At 76.6% G+C, this 26,306-nt stretch carries 23 protein-coding genes and 3 pseudogenes; 12 read left to right on the top strand and 14 right to left on the bottom strand.

All coding sequences use genetic code 11. From position 1 onward, the window contains the following. On the bottom strand, nt 1–271 hold a 271-nt coding region (locus tag ACSNOC_RS18080; protein WP_436748508.1), incomplete at its 3' end, for a helix-turn-helix transcriptional regulator. A gap of 156 nt (nt 272–427) precedes the next feature. Here ACSNOC_RS18080 and ACSNOC_RS18075 point away from each other — a divergent pair. Next, the gene (locus ACSNOC_RS18075) at nt 428–2,116 is read left to right on the top strand and encodes an ABC transporter substrate-binding protein (protein WP_436748507.1); all 1,689 of its coding nucleotides are present in this window, start codon (nt 428–430) and stop codon (nt 2,114–2,116) included. A 46-nt stretch (nt 2,117–2,162) separates the two neighbouring features. On the opposite strand, the gene ACSNOC_RS18070 is transcribed toward ACSNOC_RS18075, so the two are convergent. Both ACSNOC_RS18070 and ACSNOC_RS18065 read right to left on the bottom strand, forming a co-directional pair. Continuing rightward, the gene (locus tag ACSNOC_RS18070; RefSeq protein WP_436748506.1) at nt 2,163–2,813 is read right to left on the bottom strand and encodes a hypothetical protein; all 651 of its coding nucleotides are present in this window, start codon (nt 2,811–2,813) and stop codon (nt 2,163–2,165) included. 81 nt (nt 2,814–2,894) lie between these two features. Further along, a complete protein-coding gene (locus ACSNOC_RS18065) occupies nt 2,895–3,494 on the bottom strand; it encodes a helix-turn-helix domain-containing protein (protein WP_436748505.1) in 600 nt (199 codons plus the stop codon). An 83-nt stretch (nt 3,495–3,577) separates the two neighbouring features. On the opposite strand from ACSNOC_RS18065, the gene ACSNOC_RS18060 reads away from it, so the two are divergent. Together ACSNOC_RS18060 and ACSNOC_RS18055 are read left to right on the top strand one after the other, a co-directional pair. Next, entirely contained in the window at nt 3,578–4,645 is a 1,068-nt protein-coding gene (locus ACSNOC_RS18060; RefSeq protein WP_436748504.1) for an NAD(P)/FAD-dependent oxidoreductase, read from the top strand. 20 nt (nt 4,646–4,665) lie between these two features. After that, nucleotides 4,666–5,394, top strand: a complete 729-nt coding sequence (locus ACSNOC_RS18055; protein ID WP_436748503.1) for a class I SAM-dependent methyltransferase — start codon at nt 4,666–4,668, stop codon at nt 5,392–5,394. On the opposite strand, the gene ACSNOC_RS18050 is transcribed toward ACSNOC_RS18055, so the two are convergent. The 3 genes and pseudogenes from ACSNOC_RS18050 to ACSNOC_RS18040 all read right to left on the bottom strand — a co-directional run bounded on the left by ACSNOC_RS18050 (nt 5,339) and on the right by ACSNOC_RS18040 (nt 7,827). Continuing rightward, complete coding sequence (locus ACSNOC_RS18050) at nt 5,339–5,854, bottom strand: endo alpha-1,4 polygalactosaminidase (RefSeq protein ID WP_436748509.1); 516 nt, start codon at nt 5,852–5,854, stop codon at nt 5,339–5,341. The genes ACSNOC_RS18055 and ACSNOC_RS18050 overlap by 56 nt on opposite strands. 101 nt (nt 5,855–5,955) lie before the next feature. After that, a pseudogene (locus ACSNOC_RS18045) lies at nt 5,956–6,312 on the bottom strand (hypothetical protein); the annotation flags it as partial. A gap of 339 nt (nt 6,313–6,651) precedes the next feature. Next, nucleotides 6,652–7,827, bottom strand: a complete 1,176-nt coding sequence (locus ACSNOC_RS18040; RefSeq protein ID WP_436748502.1) for a lipase family protein — start codon at nt 7,825–7,827, stop codon at nt 6,652–6,654. Between the two features lie 232 nt (nt 7,828–8,059). Between ACSNOC_RS18040 and ACSNOC_RS18035 the strand changes: the two genes are divergently transcribed. Beyond that, the gene (locus tag ACSNOC_RS18035; RefSeq protein ID WP_436748501.1) at nt 8,060–8,476 is read left to right on the top strand and encodes a DUF2267 domain-containing protein; all 417 of its coding nucleotides are present in this window, start codon (nt 8,060–8,062) and stop codon (nt 8,474–8,476) included. Nucleotides 8,477–8,505: 29 nt separating this feature from the next. Next, a complete protein-coding gene (locus ACSNOC_RS18030; protein ID WP_436748500.1) occupies nt 8,506–9,018 on the top strand; it encodes a DUF5709 domain-containing protein in 513 nt (170 codons plus the stop codon). A gap of 25 nt (nt 9,019–9,043) precedes the next feature. Here ACSNOC_RS18030 and ACSNOC_RS18025 read toward each other — a convergent pair whose 3' ends face one another. From ACSNOC_RS18025 to ACSNOC_RS18010, 4 genes are all read right to left on the bottom strand, one after another. After that, nucleotides 9,044–9,490: a lasso peptide biosynthesis B2 protein gene (locus ACSNOC_RS18025; protein ID WP_436748499.1), complete on the bottom strand. Its 447-nt coding sequence runs from the start codon at nt 9,488–9,490 to the stop codon at nt 9,044–9,046. Next, nucleotides 9,487–11,349 (bottom strand): asparagine synthase-related protein, encoded by a 1,863-nt coding sequence (locus tag ACSNOC_RS18020; RefSeq protein ID WP_436748498.1) that lies wholly within the window; start codon nt 11,347–11,349, stop codon nt 9,487–9,489. Before ACSNOC_RS18020 ends, ACSNOC_RS18025 begins: the two co-directional genes overlap by 4 nt. Nucleotides 11,350–11,469: 120 nt before the next feature. Next, a complete protein-coding gene (locus tag ACSNOC_RS18015; RefSeq protein WP_436748497.1) occupies nt 11,470–11,607 on the bottom strand; it encodes a lasso RiPP family leader peptide-containing protein in 138 nt (45 codons plus the stop codon). Between the two features lie 152 nt (nt 11,608–11,759). Continuing rightward, a complete protein-coding gene (locus ACSNOC_RS18010; protein WP_436748496.1) occupies nt 11,760–12,956 on the bottom strand; it encodes a PP2C family protein-serine/threonine phosphatase in 1,197 nt (398 codons plus the stop codon). A gap of 259 nt (nt 12,957–13,215) precedes the next feature. Between ACSNOC_RS18010 and ACSNOC_RS18005 the strand changes: the two genes are divergently transcribed. From ACSNOC_RS18005 to ACSNOC_RS17995, 3 genes are read left to right on the top strand one after another with little or no spacing between them, the layout of a single operon-like run. Beyond that, nucleotides 13,216–13,998: an SGNH/GDSL hydrolase family protein gene (locus ACSNOC_RS18005; RefSeq protein WP_436748495.1), complete on the top strand. Its 783-nt coding sequence runs from the start codon at nt 13,216–13,218 to the stop codon at nt 13,996–13,998. Nucleotides 13,999–14,008: 10 nt separating this feature from the next. Continuing rightward, entirely contained in the window at nt 14,009–15,439 is a 1,431-nt protein-coding gene (purB, locus tag ACSNOC_RS18000) for an adenylosuccinate lyase (RefSeq protein WP_436748494.1), read from the top strand. A 25-nt stretch (nt 15,440–15,464) separates the two neighbouring features. Continuing rightward, nucleotides 15,465–16,655, top strand: coding sequence for an ROK family transcriptional regulator (locus tag ACSNOC_RS17995; protein WP_436748493.1), 1,191 nt, complete (start codon nt 15,465–15,467; stop codon nt 16,653–16,655). A 17-nt stretch (nt 16,656–16,672) separates the two neighbouring features. On the opposite strand, the gene ACSNOC_RS17990 is transcribed toward ACSNOC_RS17995, so the two are convergent. Next, a complete protein-coding gene (locus ACSNOC_RS17990; RefSeq protein WP_436748492.1) occupies nt 16,673–17,419 on the bottom strand; it encodes a GntR family transcriptional regulator in 747 nt (248 codons plus the stop codon). Between the two features lie 129 nt (nt 17,420–17,548). Here ACSNOC_RS17990 and ACSNOC_RS17985 point away from each other — a divergent pair, with 129 nt between their 5' ends. Continuing rightward, nucleotides 17,549–18,307 (top strand): SDR family oxidoreductase, encoded by a 759-nt coding sequence (locus tag ACSNOC_RS17985; RefSeq protein ID WP_436748491.1) that lies wholly within the window; start codon nt 17,549–17,551, stop codon nt 18,305–18,307. Between the two features lie 132 nt (nt 18,308–18,439). After that, the gene (locus tag ACSNOC_RS17980) at nt 18,440–19,237 is read left to right on the top strand and encodes an SAM-dependent methyltransferase (RefSeq protein ID WP_436748490.1); all 798 of its coding nucleotides are present in this window, start codon (nt 18,440–18,442) and stop codon (nt 19,235–19,237) included. A 12-nt stretch (nt 19,238–19,249) separates the two neighbouring features. On the opposite strand, the pseudogene ACSNOC_RS17975 reads toward ACSNOC_RS17980, so the two are convergent. Beyond that, nucleotides 19,250–19,939, bottom strand: a pseudogene (locus ACSNOC_RS17975) (sigma factor); the annotation flags it as partial. Nucleotides 19,940–20,619: 680 nt separating this feature from the next. Here ACSNOC_RS17975 and ACSNOC_RS17970 point away from each other — a divergent pair. Together ACSNOC_RS17970 and ACSNOC_RS17965 are read left to right on the top strand one after the other, a co-directional pair. Next, complete coding sequence (locus tag ACSNOC_RS17970; protein ID WP_436748489.1) at nt 20,620–21,273, top strand: N-acetyltransferase family protein; 654 nt, start codon at nt 20,620–20,622, stop codon at nt 21,271–21,273. 59 nt (nt 21,274–21,332) lie between these two features. Next, a complete protein-coding gene (locus ACSNOC_RS17965) occupies nt 21,333–23,018 on the top strand; it encodes a DUF885 domain-containing protein (RefSeq protein ID WP_436748488.1) in 1,686 nt (561 codons plus the stop codon). A 32-nt stretch (nt 23,019–23,050) separates the two neighbouring features. Here the strand turns inward: ACSNOC_RS17965 and ACSNOC_RS17960 are convergent, their stop codons facing one another. Then, on the bottom strand, nt 23,051–26,053 hold the full coding sequence (locus ACSNOC_RS17960; protein WP_436748487.1) for an AAA family ATPase: 3,003 nt from the start codon (nt 26,051–26,053) through the stop codon (nt 23,051–23,053). Beyond that, nucleotides 26,050–26,306: pseudogene (locus tag ACSNOC_RS17955) on the bottom strand (exonuclease SbcCD subunit D); the annotation flags it as partial. The pseudogene ACSNOC_RS17955 and the gene ACSNOC_RS17960, both read right to left, overlap by 4 nt.

Here is a 26,306-nt window from a genome sequence, read left to right as displayed (position 1 = left end):
CCGGGGGGCCGGGCGGGAAGAGGCCGGCCAGGCGGTCCAGCAGGCGGGCGTAGGCGGCGCGTTGCGGGGGCCGGGGCGAGGTGCGGCCCGCCTCCCAGGCGGCGACGGTCGCCAGGGTCACGCCGAGCCGGTCGGCGACCTCCCGCTGGGTGAGGCCGGCGGCCGTGCGCAGGCGTTTGCGTTCGTGCGGCGGTGGCAGTTCGTGCCGTGCGGCGACCTGCTCCACGAGCGCGTCGACCGCCGCGAACAGGTCGTTTTCCGTACCGGACATGGCCACCTCCTCGGCTCACCCTAGCGCCGCCCGCCGGGTGACGGACGAGGCGCGGGTAGGGTGCTGAACCGCCGATGACGGCACTGCTCAACGTTGACGATCCGGCGGCCCAACTCCCTTGCCCGTGGGGCGAGGTGGGCCATGAGAGGAACGAGCATGTCCCTGCGCGTCAGGTCGCGTCCCCTGCGAGGACTCGCGGCGCTGGCCGCGGCGGCCGGGTTACTGGCCGCCGGCTGCGGCGGATCGGGAAGCGGCACGCGGCTCCCCGACGACACCCTGGTGGTCTACGCCGGTGTGGCCGGTGATTTCCAGCGCAACTTCAACCCGTACGCCACGGCCATGATGGAAGGACAGGGCTCCGTCTACGAGCCGCTGTTCTTCTCCAACATCGCCCGCCGGGACGAGCCGGTGCCCCGGCTGGGCACCGCGTTCTCCTGGAACGACGACGGCACCGAGCTGTCGATCGCCCTCCGGGAGGGCGTGACGTGGTCGGACGGCGAGGACTTCACCGCGGACGACGTGAAGTTCACCTTCGACATGCTCGCCGCGCACGAGGAGATCAATACCGTCGGCTTCCGCGGCGAGACCGAGGTCGTCGACCCGACCCACCTGGTGGTGAGGTTCCGCGAGCCGTCGTACATGATGGCGCCGCAACTGCTGGGCAGGACGTGGATCGTTCCGGAGCACATCTGGTCGGCGGCCGGGAACCCGGTGACGTACGTGGTGGAGGAGCCGGTCGGCACCGGGCCGTTCACCCTCGGGGAGTTCGCGCCCCGCGAGTTCACCCTCACCGCCAACCCCGCCTACTGGGACGGCCCGCCGGAACTGCGGAACGTCCGCTACGTCGCGCTGTCCGGGCGCGACGCGGGCATCGAGGCGATGGCGGAGGGCGCGGTGGACTGGCTGACCCAGCCGGTGCCCGATCTGGCCGACGTGGAGGACGACTACCCGGGCTACAAGGTCATCACCATACCGATGAACCAGCTCGTGCTGATGACGTGCTCCAACGCCGAACTGGGCTGCCGGGGGCCGCAGACGGACCCGGCCGTGCGGCGCGCGATCTACTACGCGATGGACCGCGAGCAGGTGAACGCCGCCGCCTTCCAGGAGACCGGCAGCGAGATCTCGCCGGGGTTCGCGCTGCCCGAGCGGGACGCGGCGTACCTCTCGGCCGCGCTGCGCGACCGCACCGCGCCGATGACCGCCGACCCGGCGACGGCGGAGGACATCCTGGAGGACGCCGGGTACGTCCGGGGCGCGGACGGCGTCTACGCCAAGGACGGCCGGCGGCTGTCGCTCACGGTCCGCGTCATCTCGGCCTGGACCGACTACACGGCCGCCGCCACCGCGATCGCCGGGCAGCTCCGGGAGGTGGGGATCGAGCTGACGGTGCTGGAGTCGTCGTACGCCGAGTGGTCGCAGGCCCGCGACCACGGGGAGTTCGAGCTGCTGATGGACGTGGTGACGCAGGGCCCGGCGCCCGATCCGTACTTCGTCTACACGTACTTCTTCCACAGCGAGAACACGGCGCCGGTCGGCGGGCACGCCCACCCGAACGCCGCGCGCTACGTCAACCCGGAGGTCGACCGCGCCCTGGAGGCGCTGGGCCGGCTGAATCCGGAGACCGGCGGCGACCAGCGGCAGCCGTACTACGACACCGTGCAGTCCCTGATCGAGGAGGACATGCCCTACATCCCGGTGCTCACGGCGGGCACCACCAGCGAGTTCCGCGCCGAGCGGTTCACCGGCTGGCCGACGCTGGTGAACCTGTACGCGTTCCCCAACGCGTGGAGCCGCCCCGACCAGTCGCAGATCCTGCTGAATCTCTCGCCCGCCGGCGAGTGACGCCCTCCCCGACGCCGGTCGCACGGGACCGACCGGCCGACGGACGCTACCGTTCCGCCGCCGCCTCCGCCCCCGTCAGCCGCACGCTGTCCGCGATCCGTTCCCGTTCGTCCGGGTCCAGCGCGCCGGACACGCCGTCGATGCGGATGGCGAAGCCGGTGCCGTCGGGGGCCTCGCCCGCGACGACCGAGCCCTCGACCTCGGTGCCCGCCACGGGCGGGTGGTGCTCGTCCACCGCGTCGAGGCGATAGGCCGCCCGCCAGGCGCGCTCCGCGCCGGGCACGTCGGCGGTTTGCCGCTCGCCCGGCTCGGTGCCCAGGCGCTCCGCCACGCCCTCCTCCAGGCCCTCCGCGTCGAGGGGGATCAGGTGCACCGACACCGCCGCCAGGTAGACGTGCTCGATCTCCGCGTACGCCGAGGCCGCCGCGCCGGTGACGCCCGCCTGTCCGCCGTGCGCGTCGTGGTCCGCGCCGCCGTCGTCGGCCGTCGTGAAGCGCGGCGGATAGTCGACGCTCACCCCGCCCGCCGTCAGGGTCCGCCACGCCTCGGCGCCCGCTGCCCCGCCGTCGTGGTCCCCGCCGTCCCCGCCGCAGCCGCCGAGCAGGGCGGCGGCGAGCACGGCCGCCGCCGCGCCGCGCGTTCCTCGCGTCGTTCCCCGGGGTTTGCGGGGTCTCCGGGTTCCGGGTCCGGTGGGCATCGAGGGCTCCTCTGTCTGCGTCGTGTGCGGCCGGCCGACGCTCCTGCTCTACCCCGGCCCGGCGGATGTGACGCGGACGCGTCAGTCGGATCCGGGGGCGGCGGGACGGGCCCGGACGTGCATGCGCTCGCCCTGCGCCCCGAACAGGCTGAGGAACTCGACGGGCCGCGTCCCCGCGGTGGCGAAGCCGTGCGGGGTGCGGGTGTCGAACTCGGCGGCCTCACCGGCGGTGAGGACGAGGTCGTGGTCGCCCAGCGCCAGCCAGAGCCGGCCAGAGAGGATGTAGAGCCACTCGTAGCCCTCGTGCGTGGCCTGCGGGGGCCGGGCGGCGGGCGTCCCGCGGGCCGGGAGGATCAGCTTGTAGGCGTGGAGGCCGCCGAGGTAGCGGGTCAGCGGCACGTACGTCTGGCCGTTCCGGGTGAAGGGGCGCGGGTGGATGCGGGGGTCACCGGTCGGCGGCGCGCCCACCAGCTCGTCGAGGGGCACCCCGTGGGCCGTGGCCAGGGGCAGCAGCAGTTCGAGGGTCGGCTTGCGCTGCCCGGACTCCAGCCGGGACAGGGTGCTCACGGAGATGCCGGTGGTCTCGCTCAGCTCGGCCAGGGTGGCCCCGCGCTCGCGGCGCAGCGCCCGCAGCCGGGGGCCGACGGAGCCGAGCACGCCGGAGATGTTGTCGTTCACCATGACCCCATTTGCCGTTCCGGCAAGAAAGTTTGTCAAGCCGGGGGGCGCGGGATGACGATCGGCGGTGAACGGAGGTGCGAGACATGACACCAGAAAGCAGGAGGAACCCGGCGATCGACTCGCCCGGCGCCGGGCGGGGCTGGGACGTGGTGGTCGTCGGGGGCGGTGCCGCCGGGCTCGGCGGCGCGCTGGCCCTGGCGCGGGCGCGGCGCTCGGTGCTGGTGGTCGACGCGGGCGAGCCGCGCAACGCCCCGGCCGGCGGCGTGCACAACTACCTGGGCCGCGAGAACACTCCCCCGGCGGAGCTGCTGGCGGCCGGGCGGGCCGAGGTGACCGGCTACGGCGGCACGGTCGTCGCCGGGCGGGTCGTCGCGGCCCGGCCGCTGCCGGGCAGCGGCGGGGCCGGGCGCGGCTTCGGGGTGACGCTCGCCGACGGGACCGAGGTGGTGGCGCGGCGGCTGCTGCTGGCCACCGGCCTGGCCGACGAGCTGCCGGACGTGCCGGGGCTGGCGGAGCGCTGGGGGCGTGAGGTGCTGCACTGCCCGCACTGCCACGGCTGGGAGTTCCGCGACCGGGCCGTCGGCGTGCTGGCCACCGGCCCGAAGGGGGTGGACCAGGCGCTGCTGTTCCGGCAGTGGAGCGCGGACGTGACCCTGTTCCGGCACACCGCGCCGGAGCCGGACGAGGAGCAGTGGGAGCGGCTGGCCGCGCGGGGCATCGCCGTGGTCGACGGGGAGGTCACCGGGGTCGAGGTGACGGGCGACCGGCTGACGGGGCTGCGGCTGCGGTCCGGCCGGGTCGTCGCCTGCGACGCCGTGGCCGTCGCGCCGCGGTTCGCCGCCCGGGACGAGGTGGCCGCCTCGCTGGGCCTGGCGGCGACCGAGGCGTGGGCCGGGCAGCACCCGCTGGGCAGCGCCGTGGCGGCCGGCGCGGGCGGGGCGACGGAGATACCCGGGGTGTGGGTGGCCGGGAACGCCGCGGACCTGACCGCGGGGGTGATCGGTTCCGCCGCCGCCGGGTTCGCCGCCGCCGTCGCGATCAACGCCGACCTGCTCGCGGAGGACACCGCCCGCGCGGTGGCGGTGCGCCGCGCGCGGGCGGCCGAGGCGCCCGGGCGGCCGGTCGGCGCCGCCGGGCGGCACGGCCGGTGACCGGGAAGGCAGGGATTACGGTGGACGACGCGCACCAGGCGCACGGGACACAGCGGGAGAAGGGGAGGGACGAGGTGGACCAGGTGGACAAGGCGGCCGGGGACCCGATCGAGGAGTTCTGGGAGGCCCACTACCAGGCGCGGGACCAGGTGTGGAGCGGGCGGCCCAACGGCGTCCTGGTCGACGTCGCCGCGCGGCTCCCGGCGGGAACGGCGCTGGACCTGGGCTGCGGCGAGGGCGGCGACGCCGTCTGGCTGGCGGGGCTCGGCTGGCGGGTGACCGCCGTGGACGTGTCGCCGACCGCCCTGGGCCGGGCGGCGGCCCACGCGGAGGCGGCCGGGGTGGTGGACCGGATCGAGTTCCAGCGGCACGACCTGGCGCGGACGTTCCCGTCCGGTGTCTTCGACCTGGTCTCCGCGCAGTACCTGCAGGCCCCGATGGAGTTCTCCCGGGACCGGATCCTGCGGTCGGCGGCGGCGGCCGTGGCACCGGGCGGCCTGCTGCTGGTCGTGGACCACGGGGCGTTCCCGCCGTGGGCCAGGAACCGGCATCCGGACGTCCGCTTCCCGAGCGCCGAGGAGGTGCTGGCCGGGCTCGACCTGCGCATGACGGAGTGGCACACCGAGCGGCTGGGCTCCGCCGACCGCACGGGCACCGGGCCGGACGGGCAGTCGGGGGTCATCACCGACAACATCATCGCGCTCCGGCGCACGGCGTCCGGTGGGCACCGGTCGGGGGCTCGTCCTTGATCAGGCCGTCCAGCCCCTCCGCGCGGTGGGCGCGGCAGGCGGCGGCCGGGTCGACCGAGCCGGCGTAGTCGACGGCGAAGACGGCCTTGCCGCGGTCGATGAACGGGCGCAGCTCGGCGCACTCGTCGAACTGGGCGCACTCCTCGGGGAGCGCCCAGTCGAACGCGTCGGCGAGCACGGCGGCGGAGCCGGGCTGGTCGTGACCGTTCTTCATGCCGACGGACAGGCCGCGCGCGTGGGCCTGGGCGGCGACCTCCCGGTACCAGGAGTGCTGGTCGTCGAGGGTGACGGGGAAACCGGGATCGTTGCCCAGGGGGTTGTTCTGGTCGGCCTCGACACCGTCGCAGCCCATGCGCGCGGCCAGGTCGAGGCGGGCCCAGACGAGGCCGGCGAACGCGTCGCGCGACTCCTCGCGGATGTCGAGCCAGCGTTCGCCGTCCCAGCCGGTGTTCCAGCCGATGACGGAGCCGGGCTGGGCGGCGCGGGCCGGTCGGGCACGTCGCCGGTGTCGTCGTGGTGGCCGGGGAAGAGGTGGGCGTCGGGGCGGTAGCTCTCCCAGGCGCCGGTGTCGACGTAGCAGATGACGACGGGGCGCGGCTCGCGGGCGTGCAGCTCCTCGATGGCGCCGGCGAGGGGACCGGCCGGGACGTCGATCACCTCGCCGCCGGGGTAGCGGAGTTCGGATCCGGCCGGGGCGAGGTCGAAGAGGTCGAGGTCGTACATCTGGCGCGGCGCGGACAGGTCGTAGGGCTCGCTGATCTGCCAGTCCCAGTCGGTGATCTCGCCGGGCTCCGGCTGCCACCACGCCCCCGCCTCCCCCGCCTCCACCTGCGGCGGCGGTCCGGCCGGGCCGACCCCGCAACCGGCCGCGAGAAGCGCGGAGACGAGAAGGAGGACGACGGGAACCGGCAGGCGCATGCCCCGAAGGGTATGCGGCCGGGAACGGGCGGCGGGGCGGGCGGCGGCCGGGCCGGAGGGTGGGCGGTGCCTCCGGGCCCGCACGCTCGCCGCGGCGCCGCATCGCCGGTACGCCCCCGGACGTCGTCCGCGGGGGAACGGGACGATCCGGCCCCCGGCGATCGCACGCGGCTGGGGGAGCCCCGGGCGGCCAGGCGCCCCCTTCGATGACGGCCCCTCAAGCGCGTCGCAGGAGCCGGGAGCGGCACCCTTGCGGCCGTGCTCGAAGGCGACGCCCGGCCGCTCCCGAGGGCGTCCCGGAACGGGATCGACGGCCACCCGGCGGTTCTGCGACGCGCTTCAGAACGCGCCGCAGTTGGTGGGGGCGGGGTCGCCGTGGAAGCGGGCGGTGAGCCAGTCGACGGAGCTCTGCGGGAAGCCCGGCGCGGCGAGCACGTGCTGAAGGACCGGCAGGAAGGCGCGCAGGTCGCCGAACTGCACGGTCGCGCCGCCCGCGCACCAGTCCCGGGCCATCCGGCGGGCCTGCTCGTAGGGCACGACGTCGTCGCCGGGGGCGTGTTCGACGAGGGTGGGGACGGCGGGGGCGACGTTCCCGAGGGTGTTGGCCTCGACCACGGTGCGGAACGTCCCCTCGGCGCCGTGGTCCGCGGTGAGGGTGCTGGTGTGGCGGAAGGCGTAGCGCGGGAGGGCCTCGTCGGCGCACAGGGTGGCGGCCTCCTCCAGCACGGCCCGGCCCAGGGCGTTGGCCCCGTCGGAGACACCGAGTTCGGGGTAGGCGGCCTCCAGGCCGGTGAGGGCGAACAGCAGCAGGGCGGCGTTGAGGGTGCCGTCGAGGTTCCCGGCCACCGCGACGGGGTCGGCGGGCACGGCACCGACGTAGGCGCCGCGCAGGTCCAGTTCCGGGGCGTAGGTGGCGGCGAGTTCGGCCGCGGCGCCGGCGGCGGCGCCGCCGAGGGAGAAGCCGGTGATGCCGACCGGCCCGTTCGCGGGCAGGCCGGAGCCGGGGAGCCGCTGGGCGGCGCGGATCACGTCGAGCACGGCGTGGCCCAGGGAGTCGCGGACGGCGTAGGTGTGGGGGCCGGGCGTGCCCATGCCCTCGTAGTCGGTCTGCGCGACGGCGATGCCCTGGTCGAGCAGCGCGCCGTAGTCCCCGGTGTCCGGGGACCTGGAGACGGCGCACTGGTCGCCGAGCCCCACGGTGCCGGGGGCGAACGCGACGATCGGGCGCGGTCCGGGGCCGGTCCAGGGGGTGTCGGGGACGACGACGGTGCCGGTGACGGCGACCGGCCGGTCGTGGGCGTCGCGGCTGCGGTACATGATCCGGGTCACGCGGGCGCCGTCGGCGCGGACGGGCTCCGCCCTGATGACGTCGCCGTCCTCGCCGGCGGGGAGGGGCGAGGGCGGGAGGTAGAAGTCCTCCTCGGCGGTGGCGGACGACGGGGCGAGGATCATGACGCCGAGGGCCGCGAGGGTGGCGAGCAGCCAGCCGAGGCGGCGGAGTATGGAGACCGTCACCGCGCTCTCCCCCTTCTGCCCGGCGTGGAGGGGCACGTGAGGACCGGAGCGTCCGTCATGTTCGGAGATGGCGGCGGACATGTCAACGCTCTGGGCGGACGTTGCGCGCGGGGTGCGCAATCGTGGCGCGGGATGCCGCGCGCGTGGTGCGGGCGGCCGGCCCGCTCGCCGGTTTTGCTCCCCGGCCGGTGGGAACCCGTCCCCCGCTCGACACCCGCACCGGGAGGCGATCATGCAGCACGACGAGTTCATCGGACAGGTACAGGCACGGGCGAGACTCGACAGCAGGGGCGCGGCCGAGGCGGCCACGCGTGCCAGCCTGGAGACCCTTGCCGAGCGCATCCCGCCGTCGCTGGCGACGAACCTGGCGGCCCAGCTGCCCCGGGAGATCGGCGAACACCTGCGCCGGGTGGCGGCGGCCCCCGACCTGCCGGCCACCGGGATCAGGATGAGCCGCACGGAGTTCTTCGACCGGGTGGCGCAGCGCTCCGGCGCGGACGGGCCCAAGGCGGTGCACGAGGCCCGGTGCGTGCTGGAGGTGACGGACGAGGCGACCGTCGGCGGCCTGACCGGGAAGATCCGGGACTCGCTGGACGACGAGCTGGCGGAGGTGCTGTTCGCGGGCAGCTCCGGAACGGCCGGGCACTGACGGGCGCCCGGCAGGAGGGAGACACGGACATGTCCGACGACCCCATGGACATGGGGGACGACGTCTATCAGCCGACCGGCTCCGACATGCGGGACAACCCCGAGGACATCGACCGCGACAACTCGCTCGACGAGCGGGACCAGGACGACATCCTGGACGAGGGGTACTCGCCGCCGGAGAAGCCGCTGGCGGTGACCGGGCACGGCACGACGGCCCGGGAGCAGCACGACCGGGAGACGCTCGACCAGCGGCTGTCGGAGGAGATGCCGGACGTCCGCGAGCCGGAGGGCAACGGGATCGGGGACCAGCCCGGCATGGCGGGCGAGCCCAGGTCGGACCAGATCGCGGGCGACCGGCGGGCCGGGCGGATCGTCGGGGACGACGACCGGTACCGGCGGCCGGCGAGCGACGTGGTGGCCTCGGACGTGGGGATCGACGGCGGCGCGGCCTCGGCGGAGGAGGCGGCGATGCACATCTCCGAGGAGGAGCCCGCCGAGGAAGCCGGGGAGGAGTACGGGGAGGGCGGGGAGTCGGCCGCCTGATCCGCGGTTCCCGCACGGCCCCGGATCAGGCGCCCCGGCGGGGTCGCGACCGCGGCCGGGTCGGCGGCGGGACCGTGAGGGTCGGCGTGTAGTAGCCGGGGGGCTCCCGTTCGCCGACGGGCGCCCCCTCGGCCTCGACCCACGCGTGGGCGCGGAACGGCGCGGTGCGCACGCCCGTGCACCACGTGGGCCAGGTGCCGCCGAGGCGGCACAGCAGTGCGGTGGCGAGGGAGCGCTGCAGGCAGCCCTGGCCGGCGCAGCGGACGCTGACGGTCACGACGGCGTCCCGCGCGGCCCGGGCCTCGGCGGCGGTGGCCGGGGCGGCGCCGGTCCGGATCGCGTGCAGGGCGGTCCGGATCCGGCGCGGCGGCAGGGCCGCCAGCACCCGCGCCGCGGCCACCGCCAGGCGGGCGGCCAGGCGGCGGCGCCAGGGCAGCGGCCCGCGCCGTTCCAGCGCGTTCATCGTGCTCACGGCCTGGCCCCCGCCGTCGTCGGGGCCGGAAGGGAACGCAGGGAACGCAGCCAGATCTCGCAGGACAGGGTGGCCTCCAGGGCGATCAGCGGCCGGGCGGTCGGGTGGTCGGCGGTCAGGGCGGCGCGCACGGCCCGGTCGTCGACCAGGCCGCGGCGGGCCAGTTCCGAGCCGGTGAACAGCTCCAGCAGGGTGGGGCGGTGGTGCCGCAGCCCCGCGAAGGCGTCCTCGCCGTAGTCGCCCTTGGTGGCGCGGCCGAGCAGGTCGTCGGGCACCAGGCCGCGCATCGCCTCGGCGAGCAGCGGCTTGTACCGCGCGGGTGTGACGCGGTGGTCGGGGCGCACGGCCAGGGCCGCCTCCAGCACCCGGTCGTCGAGGTAGGGGGTGGCGAGGCGCACCCCGTGGGCCGCGGCGAGCCGGGCGGCGTAGCGGACCTCGGCGCCGCCCTGCCGCACGCTCGCCAGCAGGCCGTGGGTGCCCCGGTCGGGGGCCAGCGGCGCGGGCCGCGCGACCGCGGCCCGGCGCAGCGCCCCGGCCGCGGCGGCGACGGCGGTCGCGGTGGCCCAGCCGGGCGCGCGCGGCGGGAGCGCCCACTCCAGGGCGGGACGGCGCGCGGACGGCGCGGGGGCGGTGAGCCGCCGGGCGCCGCGGCCGAGCCAGGCCGGGTACGAGCGGGAGTCGGCCAGCGCGCGGCAGGTCGCGGCGAGCGGCCAGCGGGCCAGGGCCCGGTGGCCGCGGGTGTGCCGCAGCGCGGCGAGCGGGCGGGTGCGGGCCAGGGTGTGCAGGTAGGCGGGGTGCGGGGCGAAGAGCTGGTCGCCGCCGTGCCCGCACAGGTGCAGGCCCGGGCCGCGGGCGGCCACCGTGCGCAGCAGGCCGGCGAACCAGTCCCCGGCGCGGGTCCAGAACGGCGGCTCGTCCGGCAGGACGAATCGTGCCGGGTCGTCCAGCCCCGCGTACATCGCCGGGGCGTCGTCGGCGGAGCCGGTCACCAGGTGCTCGGCGGCGGGGAAAGCGCCGGTCAGGCGCCGGGCGAAGGCCGCGTCGTCACCGCCCGGGTCGCGCTGGGCGGCGCGCACGGTCAGCAGCGGGCCCGGGGCCGTGGCGGCGGCCAGGCAGGTCACGGCCCCGGAGTCCATGCCGCCGGAGAGGTCGCTGCTCACCGGGTGGGCGGCGGCGGACGTCACGCGGGAGCGGACCGCGCCGGTGAGGGCGGCGCGGACGGCGGGCGCGCCGCGCTCCAGCGTCAGGACGGCCCCGGGCGGGTGCCACCAGCGGGTGGTGCGGGAGGTCCCGTCGGGAGCGAGCAGCAGCCAGTGGTCCTCCGGCACCTGCCGCACGCCGCGCCACACCGGCCTGGCGCGCTGCGGGTAGGGCGCGGCGGGCGACAGCAGCCGCAGGGCCAGCGCCTCCTCGTCGACGTCCGCGCCGGTCAGCCGGGCCAGGATCGCGGGCCGGTCGGCGGCGACCGGCGTGCCGCGCGCGGTGGTGTGGAAGACGGCCCGCACGCCGGTGACCGTGCCCTGGACACGGACGTGCCCGCCGAGGGAGGCCACCAGGTGGGTGCTGCCGGGAAGCCGGCCGGCCAGGCCGTCGAGCCCGGCGGCGTCCCGGGCGCGGGCCAGGGCCCGCGCCGCCTCGTCGGCGCCGAGGGAGCAGTGCCCGATCAGCGCGATCCGGGCGCGCCCCGCCCGGGCCGCCGTGACGGCTCCGCCCGGCCCGCGGATCACGAGCCAGGGGCGGCCCGACGCGTGGGTGAGCACCCGGGCGTCGCCGTGCGGGTCCAGGGCGGCGGCGAGCGCCGCTCCCCCGTCGCTGTCCGGCAGCACGGCGAATCCCGCTTCGACCGGTTCGACCGGCACCGGTCCTCTCCCCTCCGTCGTGGCCCGTGGTGCTCCGCTGTCGGTCCGGGCGGGCCCGGACCGTGCCCCGGTGGCCGCCCGGCCGCGCGCGTCCCTCGGCGGGCGGCCGGGCGCCCGGCGTCAGACGGCGGTCCGCAGACTGATGAACTCCAACTGGTCGCCCTCCGGGCCGAGGGTCAGCTCGGCGAACGCGCCGACCTCCACCACGGCCGGTGCCTCGTACGTCCGCTCCTCGCTCACGGTCTCGCGCTGCTCCATCGCGGTCACTCCTTTCACCCTGTCGGCCCGGACTCGGTGCCGGGCCGCCGGAGCCAGTGTGAAGTCCGGCATCTCGCCCCAACAGGGGTCACAGGGTGCACTCGGCGCGTCTGCCGCAAATACGAAAACAACCCGGTGGCGGGCCGGGGGGTTCAGGGATGCCGCGGGCGCCATTCGATGAGCAGCATGGTGGCGTCGTCGCGGAGCTGGCCGCCCTCGTGGTCGAGGATCTCGTGGATCAGCCGGCGCAGCACCTCCGAGGCCAGCTCGCCGGCGGCCGTGGCGCGGATGATCGCGTCGGTGAAGCGGCCCATCTCCAGCAGCGCGCCGCCCTGGACGCGGGCCTCGGTGATGCCGTCGGTGTAGAGCAGGACCCGGTCGCCGGGCGCCAGCACCAGCTCGTGGAACTCCCGTTCTCCGCCCGCCAGTTCGGCCGGCGAGCCGAGCGGCGGCTGGCCCGGGTGCTCCAGCGCGCCCGCCACGACGCGCTGGTCGCGGATCAGCAGCGGGGTGGGGTGACCGCAGTTGGCCCAGCGCAGGGCGCCGCTGACCAGGTCGAGCTGGAGCAGGATCCCGGTGCAGAACTGGTCGGGCAGCCACTGGGCGAGCGCGCGGTCGATCGTGCCGACGAGTTCGGGCAGGTCCGCGCCGTTGCGGCGGGCGTTGCGGCACCCGGCCAGGGCGACGGCCGTGGTCAGGCCGGAGGCCAGGTCGTGGCCCATCGAGTCGAAGATCGCGGCGTGCAGGTGGGTGTGGGTGAGGGAGTGGTCGAACGCGTCGCCGCCGAGTTCGTAGGCCGGTTCGAGGACGGCGGTGGAGACCACGTGATCGTCGCCGACGGTGCGCTGGGGCAGGAACGCGCGCAGCATCTCGGCCGGCAGGCGCATCGGCTGGGTGCGGGTCGCGCGGGCGAAGCTGTCGCTGTCCGCGCGTTTGGAGGTCATCACCATGGCCAGCAGCGAGGCGAGCAACCGGCACCGGCGCAGGCGGTGCGCGTCCAGCGTCCCGGTCCAGGCGCCCAGGACGCCGAGCCGCTCGGCGCCGTCCACCAGGGGCAGCCAGGCGGTCAGCCCGCCGGTGGGCGCCTCCTCGACGCGGACGGTGAGCGTGCGGTAGGCCCAGCCGGCGACCGAGTCGTCCACCGGGATGACCGGCTCGCACCCGCCGAGCGGGATGAGGTTGCGCTGCTGGAGGTCGATCAGGTGGATCACCAGGTGGTCCAGGCCCAGCAGGTCGGCGCAGCGGCGGACGACGGCGGGCAGGTCGGCGGGCCCGGCCGCGTGGGCGTCGGCCAGCAGGCCCTCCAGCAGGCGCTCGTCGGCGGCGGTCACGGTCCTTCCGTCCGTCATGGCGCGATCACCTCCCCGGCAGCGGCACCAGTCTCACACCGGGGACCCGCTCCCGCCCGGCGAGCACCGCCGGGGCGCTGACTTGTGCCGCGTCAGTCGAGGTTTGCCCGTCGAGGAGCGGCGTCCGGCGCGTGCGATCGCAAGGCGCCGGATCGCCCTCGGACTGTGTCCTTGGGTGATGCGGCAACGCGGCGAGCGTGCGTGCCGGGCGTCGCGACGGGGCGAACCCCGGCTGACGCGGCACTAGCATGGGGGCGCCATGCACAGCGCTCCTGATCTCCGCAGTTTCGTCGCCCTGGGGGATTCGTTCACCGAGGGCATGTCGGACGTCCTGCCGGACGGCACCTACCGGGGCTGGGCCGATCTGCTGGCCGCGCGGCTCGCGGCGCGGGACGCCGGATTCACCTACGCGAACCTCGCGGTGCGGGGGAAGCTGATGCGGCAGATCCTCCGGGACCAGGTACCGGTGGCGGCGGCCATGGGCGCGGACCTGGTGACGCTGGTGGGCGGGCTGAACGACGTGCTGCGCCCGCGCTGCGACATGGACGAGATCCGCGGCCTGCTGCGGGAGTCGGTGGAGCGGCTGGCGCCGGCGTGCCGGCGGCTGGTGCTGATGCGCAGTCCGGGGCGGGCGGGTCCGGTGCTGGAGCGGTACCGGGGGCGGATGGAGCGGCTGTTCGCGTTCCTCGACGAGCTGGCGGAGCGGCACGGGGCGCTGGTGGTCGACCTGTACGGGGCGCGGTCGCTGGCGGATCCGCGGCTGTGGGCGGACGACCGGCTGCACCTGACGGGCGAGGGGCACCGGCGGGTGGCGGAGGCGGTGTGGCAGCGGCTGGGGTACGCGCCGGGGTTCGACTGGGACGGGCCGCTGCCGCGGGCGGTGCGGGGCACCTGGTCCGCGCGGCGGACGGCGGACGTCCGGTTCGCGCGGGAGCACCTGCTGCCGTGGATCGGGCGGCGGCTGACGGGCCGGTCCACCGGCGACGGGCGGCTGCCGAAGCGGCCCGAGCTGGCGCCCTGGGCGCCGCTGGACAGCCCGTAGAATCCGTGGCGTGACTGACAAGCCGCGCATTCCGAACGTTCTGGCCGGCCGCTACGCCTCGGCCGAGCTGGCGACCCTGTGGTCCCCCGAGTACAAGGTGGTGCTGGAGCGCCGGCTGTGGCTGGCGGTGCTCAAGGCCCTGGCGGATCTGGGCGTGGCGGTGCCGCCGGGCGCGGTCGCGGACTACGAGCGGGTCCTGGAGCGGGTGGACCTGGCATCGATCGCGGAGCGCGAGCGGGTCACCCGGCACGACGTGAAGGCGCGGATCGAGGAGTTCAACGCGCTGGCCGGGCACGAGCAGGTGCACAAGGGCATGACGTCCCGGGATCTGACGGAGAACGTCGAGCAGTTGCAGATCCGGCTGTCGCTGGAGCTGGTGCGGGACCGGGCGGTGGCGGTGCTGGCGCGGCTGGGCCGGCTGGCGGCCGAGTACGGCGAGCTGGTGATGGCGGGCCGGTCGCACAACGTCCCGGCGCAGGCGACGACGCTGGGGAAGCGTTTCGCCACGGCGGCCGACGAGCTGCTGGTCGCGCTCGGCCGGGTCGAGGAGCTGCTGGCGCGCTATCCGCTCCGCGGGGTGAAGGGCCCGGTGGGCACCTCGCAGGACATGCTGGATCTGCTGGGCGGCGACGAGCGGCGGCTGGCGGAGCTGGAGGGGCGGATCGCGGGCCACCTGGGCTTCGGGCAGGTGTTCACGTCGGTGGGGCAGGTGTACCCGCGGTCGCTGGACTACGAGGTGGTCACGGCCCTGGTGCAGGTGGCCGCGGCGCCGTCGTCGCTGGCGAAGACGATCCGGCTGATGGCCGGTCAGGAGCTGGTGACGGAGGGGTTCCAGCCGGGCCAGGTCGGCTCGTCGGCGATGCCGCACAAGATGAACACCCGGTCGTGCGAGCGGGTGAACGGGCTGGCCGTGGTGCTGCGCGGGTACGCGTCGATGGCCGGCGAGCTGGCGGGCGACCAGTGGAACGAGGGCGACGTGTCGTGTTCCGTGGTGCGCCGGGTGGCGCTGCCGGACGCGTTCTTCGCGCTGGACGGGCTGACCGAGACGTTCCTGACGGTGCTGGACGAGTTCGGCGCGTTCCCCGCGGTGGTGGCGCGCGAGCTGGACCGCTATCTGCCGTTCCTGGCGACGACGAAGGTGCTGATGGCGGCCGTGCGGTCCGGGGTCGGGCGGGAGACCGCGCACGAGGCGATCAAGGAGCACGCGGTGGCCTCGGCGCTGCGGATGCGGGAGGGCGCCGAGGGCAACGAGCTGCTGGACCGGCTCGCGGGCGACGAGCGGATCCCGCTGGACCGGGCCGGGCTGGACGCGCTGATGGCCGACCGGCTGTCGTTCACCGGGGCCGCGGCCGGGCAGGTGGCGGCGGTGCTGGCCCGGGTCGAGGAGGTCGTCAAGCGGTACCCGGAGGCCGCGGCGTACACCCCCGGGGCGATTCTCTGACGGGCCGCCGGGGAGCGGGTTTCCGGTGAGCGGCACGGGCGGCGGCCCGTCCCCGCCCCCGGCTCCGGCCGCGGGCCGCGGGGAGCCGCATCTGCTGCGGCGGATCAACTCGGCTGCCGTGCTGCGGGCGCTGCGCGACGCGGACTCCGCGCGCTCGCTGACCGATCTGGCGCGGGCGACAGGGCTGTCCCGGCCGACGGTGGAGGGCGTGCTGGAGGGCCTGACGCGGGCGGGTCTGGTCGCCGGGACCGGGCAGGCGGGCGCCGCCGGGCCGGACGGGGAGCGGCGGGCGGGGCGCCCGGCCCGGCGGTTCCGGTTCCGGGCGGAGGCCGGGCGGCTGCTGGGCGTGGAGACGGGGGCGCGCCGGGTCTCCGTGGTGCTGGCGGATCTGCGGGGCCGGCGGCTGGGCGCGCTGAGCCGTGAGGTGGCCACCGGGGCGGCGGCGGAGGAACGGCTGGCCCGGGTCGCGGCGGTGGCCGGTGAGCTGCTGGAGGAGTGCGGCGTGGCGGCGGCGTCGCTGCGCGCGGTCGGGGTGGGCACCCCGGGCGTCGTGGACGGCGACGGGACGGTGCGGCTGTGCGCGGCGCTGCCGGGCTGGACGGGGCTGGCGCTGGGCGAGCGGCTGCGGGCCGTGTTCGGCTGCCCGGTGCGGGTGGAGAACGACGCGAACGCCGCGGTGCTGGGCGAGCGCTGGGCGGGCGCGGCGGTGGGCGCGGACGACGTGGTGATGGTGCTGGCGGGGCTGAGCCCCGGGGCGGGGTCGCTGATCGGCGGGCGGCTGCACCGGGGGTACGGCGGCGCCGCCGGGGAGATCGGGGCGCTGCATCTGCTGGGGCGTCAGGCGGCGCCGGAGCGGCTGCTGTCGGTGTCGGGCGAGCCGCTGGACCCGCTGGACGAGCAGGCGGTGGCGGCGGTGCTCGCGGCGGCCCGTGAGGGCGAGCGCGGGGCGTCGGCGGCGGTGGCGCGGTTCGTGGAGCGGGTGGTGCACGACGTGGCGGCGCTGGTGCTGGCGCTCGATCCGGAGCTGGTGGTGATCGGCGGCTGGGCGGCAGGCCTGGACGGGGTGGTGGCGCCGGTGGCGCGGGAGCTGGAGCGGTACTGCCTGCGCGCGCCGCGCGTGGTGGCCTCTGCGCTGGGGGACGCGGCGGTGGCCACGGGCGCGCTGCGGCTGGCGCTGGACCGGGTGGAGGCGGAGCTGTTCGCGGTGGCGGACTGAGGGAGCGGGCCCCCGGGTCAGTCCGCGCCGGACGGGTGGGCGGGCTCGTCCCCGAAGGTGAGGCGGCAGGTGTCGGCGCGGTAGGTGGCGACGGCGGCGGCGACCGGGCGCCCGGCCGCGAGGTAGCGGGTGGTGACCACCAGCACCGGGGAGCCGGGCAGCCGGTCCAGGAGCCGGGCCTGTTCCGCGGTGGCCGAGCCCAGCTCGACCGCGCGGTCCTGCCCGCCGGGCTCCAGCCGCCGCAGCCGCCGCAGGACGCCGTGACCGCGCTCGGCGCCGTGCGGCGCCCCGGGCCCGTCGGCCGGGGGCAGCGCGGCGGGCGGCACGTACAGGTGCTCCTCGGCGACCGTCTGGCCCTGGGCCACCAGGCTGCGGCGCACCACCTCCACGGGGGTACGGGCCGGCACCTCCAGCAGGCGGGCCACGGCGGCGGGCGGCGCGGCGGGGGCGCAGTCGGTGGTGACCCAGGCGTCGCCGGGGCCACCGGGCCAGGTGTGGTGGCGGGGGCTGACGTCCACGCCGACGCGCGGCGGGGCGACGGTGGTGCCGACGCCGCGGCGGCGCTGGAGGCGGCCTTCGAGCTCCAGCTGGTCCAGGGCCTGCCGCAGGGTGGCGCGCGCGACGCCGAAGCGGGCGGCCAGCTCCCGCTCGTTGGGCAGGGCCTGTCCCACGGAGAACTCGGTGTCCAGGGCCGCCGTCAGCACCGTCTTGAGGTGCCGGTGCTTGGGCTCCGGCTGCTGCTGGTCGAGCTGAGTGGTCCCCACCCTTGCCTCCACGGTGACCGCCCGGCGGCGGGTGCCCGGTGATTATGAAAGGTTGTTGCGTATGGGGCAGGACCCTAGGCCGGGCGGGTGGGCTGGTCAAGACCAATCCGGCGTCCTAGGGTCCGGGGTGTGCGACAGGAGAATCACGAGGTCACCGTGGTCACGGGCGGCGGTCGCGGCATCGGGGCGGCGGTCGCCGTGCGGCTGGCCGCGGCCGGGCACGACGTGGCGATCGGCTACGCGCGGGACGCGGACGCGGCGCGGCGGGTGGCGGACCGGGTGCGGGCGGCGGGCCGGGCGGCGGTCGCGGTGCGGGCGGACGTGTCCGTCGAGGGCGATGTGCACCGGCTGTTCGACGCGGCGGGCGAGGCGCTGGGCCGGGTGACCGGGCTGGTGAACAACGCCGGGATCACCGGGCCGCTGGGCCGGTTCACCGAGACGCCGACGGAGGTGATGCGCCGGGTGGTGGACGTCAACGTGATGGGGACGCTGCTGTGCGCGCGGCGGGCCGCGCGGGAGATGTCCACGCGGTACGGCGGCGCGGGCGGGGCGATCGTCAACATCTCGTCCGGCGCCTCCACCCTGGGCTCCCCCGGCGAGTACGTGCACTACGCGGCGACCAAGGCGGCGGTGGACGCCATGACGGTCGGGCTCGCCAAGGAGCTGGCGCCGGACGGGGTGCGGGTGAACGCGGTGCAGCCCGGCATGATCGTCACGGACATGCACGCCGCGATGGGCGACCCGGAGCGGCCCTGGCGGAACCCGGACCGGGTCCCGATGCGCCGCCCCGGCGAACCGGCCGAGGTGGCGGGGGCGGTGGCGTGGCTGCTGTCCGCCGAGGCGTCGTACACCACGGGTGCGGTGCTGCGGGTCTCCGGCGGTCTGTAGCGGCGACGCGGGCGGCGGCACCGGACCGGGCCGGGCGGTCGCTGCCGAGAAAGAGACTCCCAACGGGCGTGCCGAGTCCCACGGTTGGCGGTACGTTGTCCGTAACTGACTGCGACGTGAGAGGCTTTGACCATGGCAGATGACCCATCGCCGATCCCCGGGATTGACATCTCCGTGCCCCGGTCGGCCCGGGTCTGGAACTACTGGCTGGGCGGCAAGGACAACTACGAGGTCGACCGGGCGGCGGCGGACGCCTACACCGAGATCTTCCCCGGCATCGTGGACATCGCCCGCGTCTCCCGCTACTGGCTGGGCCGCACCGTGCGGTACCTGGCCGGGGAGAAGGGGGTCCGGCAGTTCCTCGACGTCGGGTCCGGTCTGCCCACCGTGGACAACACCCACGAGATCGCCCAGCGGGTGACCCCGGACGCGCGCATCGTCTACGTGGACCACGACCCGCTGGTCCTGGCGCACGCCCGCGCCCTGCTGACCAGCACGCCGGAGGGCGCCACCGCGTACGTCCACGCGGATCTGCGCGAGCCCGCCGCGATCCTGGAGCAGGCGGCGGGCACCCTGGACCTGTCCCGGCCCGTGGGCCTGATGCTCATCGGTGTCCTGGGCCACATCGAGGACTACGACGAGGCCCGTTCCATCGTGTCCGCCCTCATGGGGGGCCTGGCGCCGGGGAGTTACCTCACGCTGTACGACGGCATCGACTCCGACGTGTACGTGAAGGCCAACGACTTCTACAACAGCCAGGGCGGCATCCCGTACATCTCCCGCTCCCCCGAGCGGATCGCGGGGTACTTCGAGGGGCTGGACCTGGTGGAGCCGGGCGTGGTGGAGCTGAGCCGGTGGCGCCCGGAGCCCAACGACCTGAACTCCCGCACGCCGGTGGACGCGCATGGAGGCGTGGGCCGCAAGCCGTGACGCGGCGGGCCGGTCGGCCGCGAGGTGGGCCGGCTTGTCCGGGTCGGTGACGCGGTGGACGCGGTGGACGCGGTCGCCGGCCACGTCCGGCAGGAAGACGGCGTACGGGTCCCCGGCCGAGGTGACCAGCAGGCCGGGGGCGGCCGGGAGCGGCTGGGCGACCCCGGAGAGGAAACGGCCGACCTTGTCGAGCCCGGCGATGACCCGCACCGGCGCCCTGGCCTTGCCGCCGCTGTCACCGACGAGCGTGGCGTCCGGGGCGAGCAGGGACACCAGCGCGTCGAGGCCGCCCCCGGAGGCGGCGGCCAGGAACCGTTCGGTGAGGTCGCGCCGGGCGACGGGGTCGACAGTGCAGCGGGGGCGGCGTTCGGCGTTCGCTCATGTGCCGCCGGGCGCGGGCGGCGAGCTGCCGCACGGCGAACGAGACGGTCCCGGCGAACACGGCGCGGTCGGCCGCGTCGGGGGCGTCCCGGCCGGCGGGCAGCGGCGCGGGCAGCCACGGGCCGGCGTAGGTCTCGCGGCGGGCGGCGACCCGGCGGAGCCGGTCGAGGGCGGGGCGGGTGACGACACGGACCAGGAACGCGTCGGGCCGCCGCACGTCGTCACGGCCGGCGGAGCCGGACCGGCGCGGCCACGGCTCCTGGAGGACGTCCTCGGCGTCGGTGACGCGGCCCGGCATGCGGTAGGCCACCCGAAGAGCATGGGCCGGTGCTCCGCGAATACCTCCGGCGCCGTGTCGTCCGCGTGCTCCGCGCGGCCGTCCTCGTCGGTCGTCACGGGGTCATCCCGCCCGAGGGCACACGGGCCTGTCCAGCCGCGGCCCGGCGGCGGCCCCTCGGCGGGGGGGCAGGACGGGCGTGCGCACCGGGAGGCGGGGTACCCGCACCCGCGTGGCCACCGCCGCGCAAGGCACCGGTGCGCCGCTCGTGGAGGACGACTACGATGGGGATTTCCGCTACGACCGGGCGCTGTTGGCGCCTCGCAGGGACTCGATCCGCGCCGGGTGGCGTACACCGGCGCGGTGAGCACGTCGCCCGCGCCCGGCCCGCGGTAGGGGTGGCTGGTGGTTCCGGAACGGCTGCTGGGGGCTGTGGTGGCACGCGAGCGGGTGAGGGATCCGGGTCATCCGGTAGCGGATCCGGCGCGGTTCGCCGGGTTCGCCGGGTTCGTCACGAGCGGCGCGCACGGCCGCGGGCTGAGGGAGTGTCAGCGGGGATACCCAAAGCGGGACATCGCGGCCGGTACGGGGGCGGCCGGGGCCGGGGCCGGGGAGGAACGGCCCAGGCCCGAGGCGAAACGAACAAATTCCTCCGTAAGCCTCCTTTACCCACCGGTCACAGGGCGTTCGTGATCACGCAATAACAAAGGACGACAGTGCATGCATGGCTGACTCCGATGTGCCCCGCAGCTCGATTCGCTTTCCGCGCCGCCGGCTCCGGCGGACCGTGGGCGGATACCGGGCGGGGCGCTCCTGTGCGGTGGCGACACCGGTCGCGGACGGCCGCGTCGTGATGCGCCGCCGGGTGGTGACCGCGGGCGGCCACCCGATCGTGCTGCGGGCGGCCGGTCCCGATGACCTCGACGCCGCGCGGGAGATGCACCGGCGGTGCTCCCCGCAGACGCTGTCGCGCCGCTACCACGGGCCGCTGGGGGACGCCGACCGGTACCTGGCGCACCTGCTGACCCCGCGCTACGGGCACAGCGTCGTCGCCGAGACCGCCGCCGGGGACATCATCGCGCTGGGCCACCTGCTGTGGGACGGCGACGAGACGGAGGTCGCGCTCCTGGTCGAGGACGTCTGGCAGGGGTACGGCATCGGCACCGCGCTGCTGCGCGAACTGCTCGGGCTGGCCGTGGAGTCGCGCCGCGACGTGGTGTACGCGGTCACGCAGGCGTGCAACACGGGGATGATCGCCCTGATGCGCGGTACCGGGCTGCCGCTGGACCACCAGGTCGAGGAGGGCTCGCTGGTGCTGACCCTGCGGCTGTCCGGGATGCGGTCCGGCTCGGCGCGGCCGGTGCGGGCCGGTGGGTGAGGGCCGGGCCCGGCCGGGCCGGTGGTGACGAACGGGGCCGCGCGTATCAGGATGGGGCCATGTCAGAAGACCCCCGTACCGCGCTTCCCCGCCGGCTCGCCGACTCGTACGTCGACGCGCTCGTCGAGCTCGACCCGATCACCGGGACCTTCCTGGGTGTTCCGGGCAGCGACGACCGGCTTCCCGACTTCTCCCCCGACGGCCAGGCGGCCGTCGCCGGCCTGGCCCGGGAAACCCTCGGACGGCTGGCGGAGTCGGAATCCCTGCCCGGAGCGGACGACGCCGCCGAGCGGCGCTGTGCCCGCCTGCTGCGGGAGCGGCTGACGGCGGAGATCGCCGTGCACGAGGCGGCCGAGCCGCTGCGCGCGGTGAGCAACCTGCACTCCCCGCCGCACGCGGTCCGGGAGGTGTTCACCATCATGCCGGCCGACACGGACGAGGAGTGGGCCGCGATCGCGCGGCGGCTGCGGGCCGTGCCGGACGCGCTGGCCGGGTACCGGGCGTCGCTGGCCACGGGCCTGGCCCGTTCGCTGCCCGCCGGGCCGCGGCAGGTGTCCACGGTGATCGGGCAGCTGGGCGAGTGGATCGGCGGGGCGGACGGCGGGTGGTTCGCCGCGTTCGTGTCCGGCGGGCCGGAGGCTCTGCGCGCGGAGCTGGACGCGGCGGCGCGGGGCGCGACCGGCGCGATCGCGGGACTGCGGGACTGGCTGCGGGACTCCTACGCGCCGGGCGTCGAGGGCGCGCCGGAGATCGTGGGGCGGGAGCGGTACGCCCGCTGGGTGCGGTACTGGAACGGCACCGATCTGGATCTGGACGAGGCGTACGCGTACGGCTGGGCCGAGTTCCACCGGCTGCGCGCGGAGATGCGGGCTGAGGCGGAGAAGATCCTGCCGGGCGCGTCCCCGTGGGAGACGCTGCGCCACCTCGACACCGAGGGCGAGGCGGTCGAGGGCGTCGAGGAGATCAGGCGCTGGCTGCAGCGGCTGATGGACGAGGCGATCGAGGCGCTGGACGGGACGCACTTCGAGCTGGCCGCCCGGGTGAAGCGGGTGGAGTCGATGATCGCCCCGCCGGGCAGCGCGGCGGCCCCGTACTACACGGCCCCGTCGCTGGACTTCTCGCGGCCGGGGCGGACCTGGCTGCCGACGATGGGCGCGACCCGTTTTCCCGTGTACGACCTGGTGTCCACCTGGTACCACGAGGGGGTGCCGGGGCATCACCTGCAGCTCGCGCAGTGGGCGCACGTGGCGGACGACCTGTCGCGGTACCAGACGACCGTGGGGATGGTCAGCGCCAACGCCGAGGGCTGGGCGCTGTACGCGGAGCGGCTGATGGACGAGCTGGGCTTCCTGTACAACGCGGAGCGGCGGCTGGGGTATCTGGACTGCCAGATGATGCGCGCGGTGCGGGTCATCATCGACATCGGGATGCACCTGGGGCTGCCGATCCCGGCGGACTCCCCGGTCGCGCCGGGCGAGCGGTGGACGCCCGCTCTGGCGCAGGAGTTCTTCGGCCGGCACAGCAGCCGCCCGGCGGACTTCGTGGAGAGCGAGCTGGTGCGGTACCTGGGCATGCCGGGGCAGGCGATCGGCTACAAGCTCGGGGAGCGGGCGTGGCTGCGCGGCCGGGAGGCCGCCCGGCGGGCGCACGGCGCGGACTTCGACGCGAAGAAGTGGCACATGGCCGCGCTGTCGCAGGGCTCGCTGGGCCTGGACGACCTGGAGGCCGAACTCTCCGCGCTGTGAGGCCGGCGGGGCGGTGGCGGTGAGCCGGCGGGTCACCGGCCGAGCGGCGCGGTGCGGTGCCGGACGGTCGATCCCCGGCGGGTCTTGACGACTTCGAGCTGGACGGGGATCCGGGCGCGCAGGTCCGGCACGTGGCTGACGATGGCGACGCTGCGGTCGTGCTCGCGCAGCGCGTCCAGCACGTCGAGCACCTCGTCGAGGGACTGCTCGTCGAGGCTGCCGAAGCCCTCGTCGATAAAGAGGGTGTCCAGGCGCCGGCCGCCGGCCTCCTCGGCGACGACGTCGGCGAGGCCGAGGGCCAGCGCGAGGGAGACGAAGAACGACTCGCCGCCGGAGAGGGTGGCGGTGTCGCGGGCGCGGCCGGTCCAGGCGTCCATGACGTGCAGGCCCAGGCCGGAGCGGGCGCGGCCGGGGGTGCGGGCGTCGGAGTGGACCAGGGTGTAGCGGCCGGCGGACATCCGGTGCAGGCGCACCCCCGCGGCGGCGGCGACCTGTTCGAGGCGGGCGGCCAGCACGTAGGTCTCCAGCCGCATCCGGTACTCGTTCTCCGGCGAGGTGCCCGCGGCCAGGTCCGCGAGGCGGGTGACGCGGCGGCTGTCGGCGCGGAGCGGGGCGAGCGCGGCGGCGTCGGCGGCGGCCTCGGCGGACAGGGCGTCCAGCTCGGCGCGGCGGGTGCGGGCGGCGGCCTCGGCGGCGGAGGCGGCGCGCAGCCGGGCGGTTGCGGCGTCCAGGGCGGCGCGGGCGGCGTCGGGGTCGGCGGCGGGCCGGGCGGCGGCGGCCGTGGCGCGGGGGTCGGCGAGGGCGGCGGCGACGGCGGCCTCCTCGGCCTGCCAGGCGTCGAGGCGGTGCTGGAGCTCCCGCTGCCGGGCGCGGTCGAGGGCGGCGTCGGCGGCGGCCCGGGGGGTGTCGAATCCGGCGCGGTAGGCGGCGTCCGCGAGCCGGTCGTCGGCCTGCTTGAGCCGGTCGGTGGCCTCCTCGGCGGCGCGGGCGGCGGTGGCCGCGGCGGCGAGCGCGTCGGCGAGCCGGGCCAGTCCGGCGGCGCGGTCGGCGACGGCGGCGGCGCCGTCCCTGGCCCGGTCGATCTCCTGGCGCAGCCCGGCGAGTTCGGCCCGGAGCGCCTCGCGCCGGGAGGCGCGGGCGGCGGCCCGCCGCTGGAGGTCGTGGCGGGTGGCGACCAGGTCCTCGTGGTCGCGTTCGGCGGCGGCGAGGGCGTCGGCGGCGGCCGGTCCTGCGGCGGCTTCGGCCTCGGCGGCGGCGTGGGCGGCGCGCAGCGCGTCGGTCTCGGCGGCGAGGCGGGCGGTGTCGGCGTCGGCGCCCGCTTCGGTCTCGGCGGCGGCGTGGGCCTCGCGGAGGGCGGCGAGGTGCCGGCCGGCCCGTTCACGGTCGGCGGCGGCGTCTTGGTGGGCGGCGAGGGCGGCCTCCTCGGCCTGCCGGTCGACGTGGCCGTCGGCGGGGCGGGCGGGCCGGGGGTGGTCGGGTGAGCCGCAGACCGCGCAGGGCTCGCCGGGCGTGAGACCGGCGGCCAGTTCGGCGGCGAGGCCGAGCAGCCGGCGTTCCTTGAGGTCGAGCCAGTGCTCGTGGGCGGCGGTGGCGCGCTCGCGGGCGCGCAGCTCGTCCCGTTCGGCGGTGGCCAGGGCGGTGGCCAGCTCGTCGCGGCGGCGGGCGGCGGCCAGGCGGCGGTCGGCGGGGTCGAGGAGCCGGGCGGTGCGGGCGGCGGTCAGGGCGGCGTCGCGGGCCTGCTCGACGCGCCGCAGCAGCCGGTGGTGCTCCTCGGCCCAGGGGGCGAGGGCCCGTTCGGTGGCGGCTGCCAGCTCCTCGTCGGCCGCCGCCTCGGTGCCGAGGCGGGCGAGTTCGGCGGTGAGCCGGGTGGCGCGGTCCTCGGCACGGCGGGCGGCGGCGAGGGCGCCGAGGCGCTCGCGGGCGGCGCGTTCGGCGTCGGCGAGGCGGTCGGCGGGGGCGTCGGCGAGGTCGTCGGGCAGGTGGGCGCGGGCGCGGCGTTCGGCGGCTTCCGCCGCGCGGTGGTCGGCCTCGGCGGTGTCGCGCAGGGCGAGGGCGGGGACGACGGCGTCGGCGGCGCGGGCGCGGTCGAGCAGGGCGCGGGTGGCGGCCCGTTCGGGCGCGGCGGCGGCCAGGGCGGCGGCGCGGGCGCGGGCCTGGGCGTGGGCGTGCTGGAGGCGGGCGCGTTCGGCGGTGTCGGCCTCGCGCCGCCGGGCGAGGGCGTGGGCGTCCTCGGCGAGCGCGAGGGCGACGGCGGTGCTGTCGTGCCGTTCGCGGGCGGCGCAGCGGGCCTCGGCGGCCCAGGCCAGCACGGCGTCGGCGTCGGCGTGGTCCCCGTCCGGGGGCGGCGGGGTGCCTGGGCCCGCGGCCTGCTGGAGGCGGTGGGCGGTGGCGCGCAGCCGCTCGTCCCCGGCGCGCAGGCGCCGGGCGGACCGGGCGCGCAGCTCCGCCAGGTGGTCCTCGGCGGCGCGGAATCGGCGGGTGTCGAACAGCCGCCGCAGCAGCTTGCCGCGCTCCTCGGCGTCGGCGCGCAGGAAGCGGGCGAAGTCGCCCTGGGGCAGCAGCACGACCTGGCAGAACTGGTCGCAGTTCATGCCGAGCAGCTGGGACAGCTCCTCCCCTGTCTCCTGCTGGGAGTGGCTGAGCGCCCGCCAGGTGCCGGTGGCGGGATCGTACTCGCGCAGCAGGGCGCGGGAGCGGTCGCGGGTGGTGCCGGTGCCGCGCTTCTTGGGGCGCTCCTGCTCGGGGCGGCGGGTGATCTCCAGGAGGCGGCCGGCGACGGTGAGGTCGAGGACGACCTCGGTGGGGGTGCCGGGCGCGGCGTGGTCGCTGCGCAGGGACAGGGCGCCGCTCTTGCGGCGGGCGCCGGGCACCTCGCCGTAGAGGGCGAAGCAGACGGCGTCCAGGACGGACGTCTTGCCCGCGCCGGTCGGGCCGTGGAAGAGGAACAGGCCCGCGGCGGACAGGGTGTCGAAGTCGATGTGCTGGGTGCCGCCGAACGGGCCGAAGGCGGTGAGGGTGAGGCGGTGCAGTCTCAACGGGCCGCCGCCTCCCGCTCCTGTGCGCGGGCGGCGGTCAACGCGGCGCGCAGGGCGGCGCGTTCGTGCTCGTCGGGACCCTGGCCGCCGCGCACGTGGGCGACGAAGTCGTCGGCGATCTCCTCGTCGGTGCGCCCGCGCAGCCGCCGGGCGTAGGAGTCGGCGGGGGCGCCGGGCGGCCGTTCGGGGTCGAGGACGAGGCTGAGGACGTGGGGGAAGCGGGCGGCGAGGCGGGTCATGGGCTCGTCGGGGC

The sequence above is a fragment of the Streptomyces sp. URMC 129 genome, assembly GCF_051386415.1.
In the GTDB taxonomy this organism is placed as follows: Bacteria; Actinomycetota; Actinomycetes; order Streptomycetales; family Streptomycetaceae; genus Streptomyces.
Note: the sequence above shows the minus strand (reverse complement) of the source record. Positions and strands in the feature narration are given on the sequence as shown.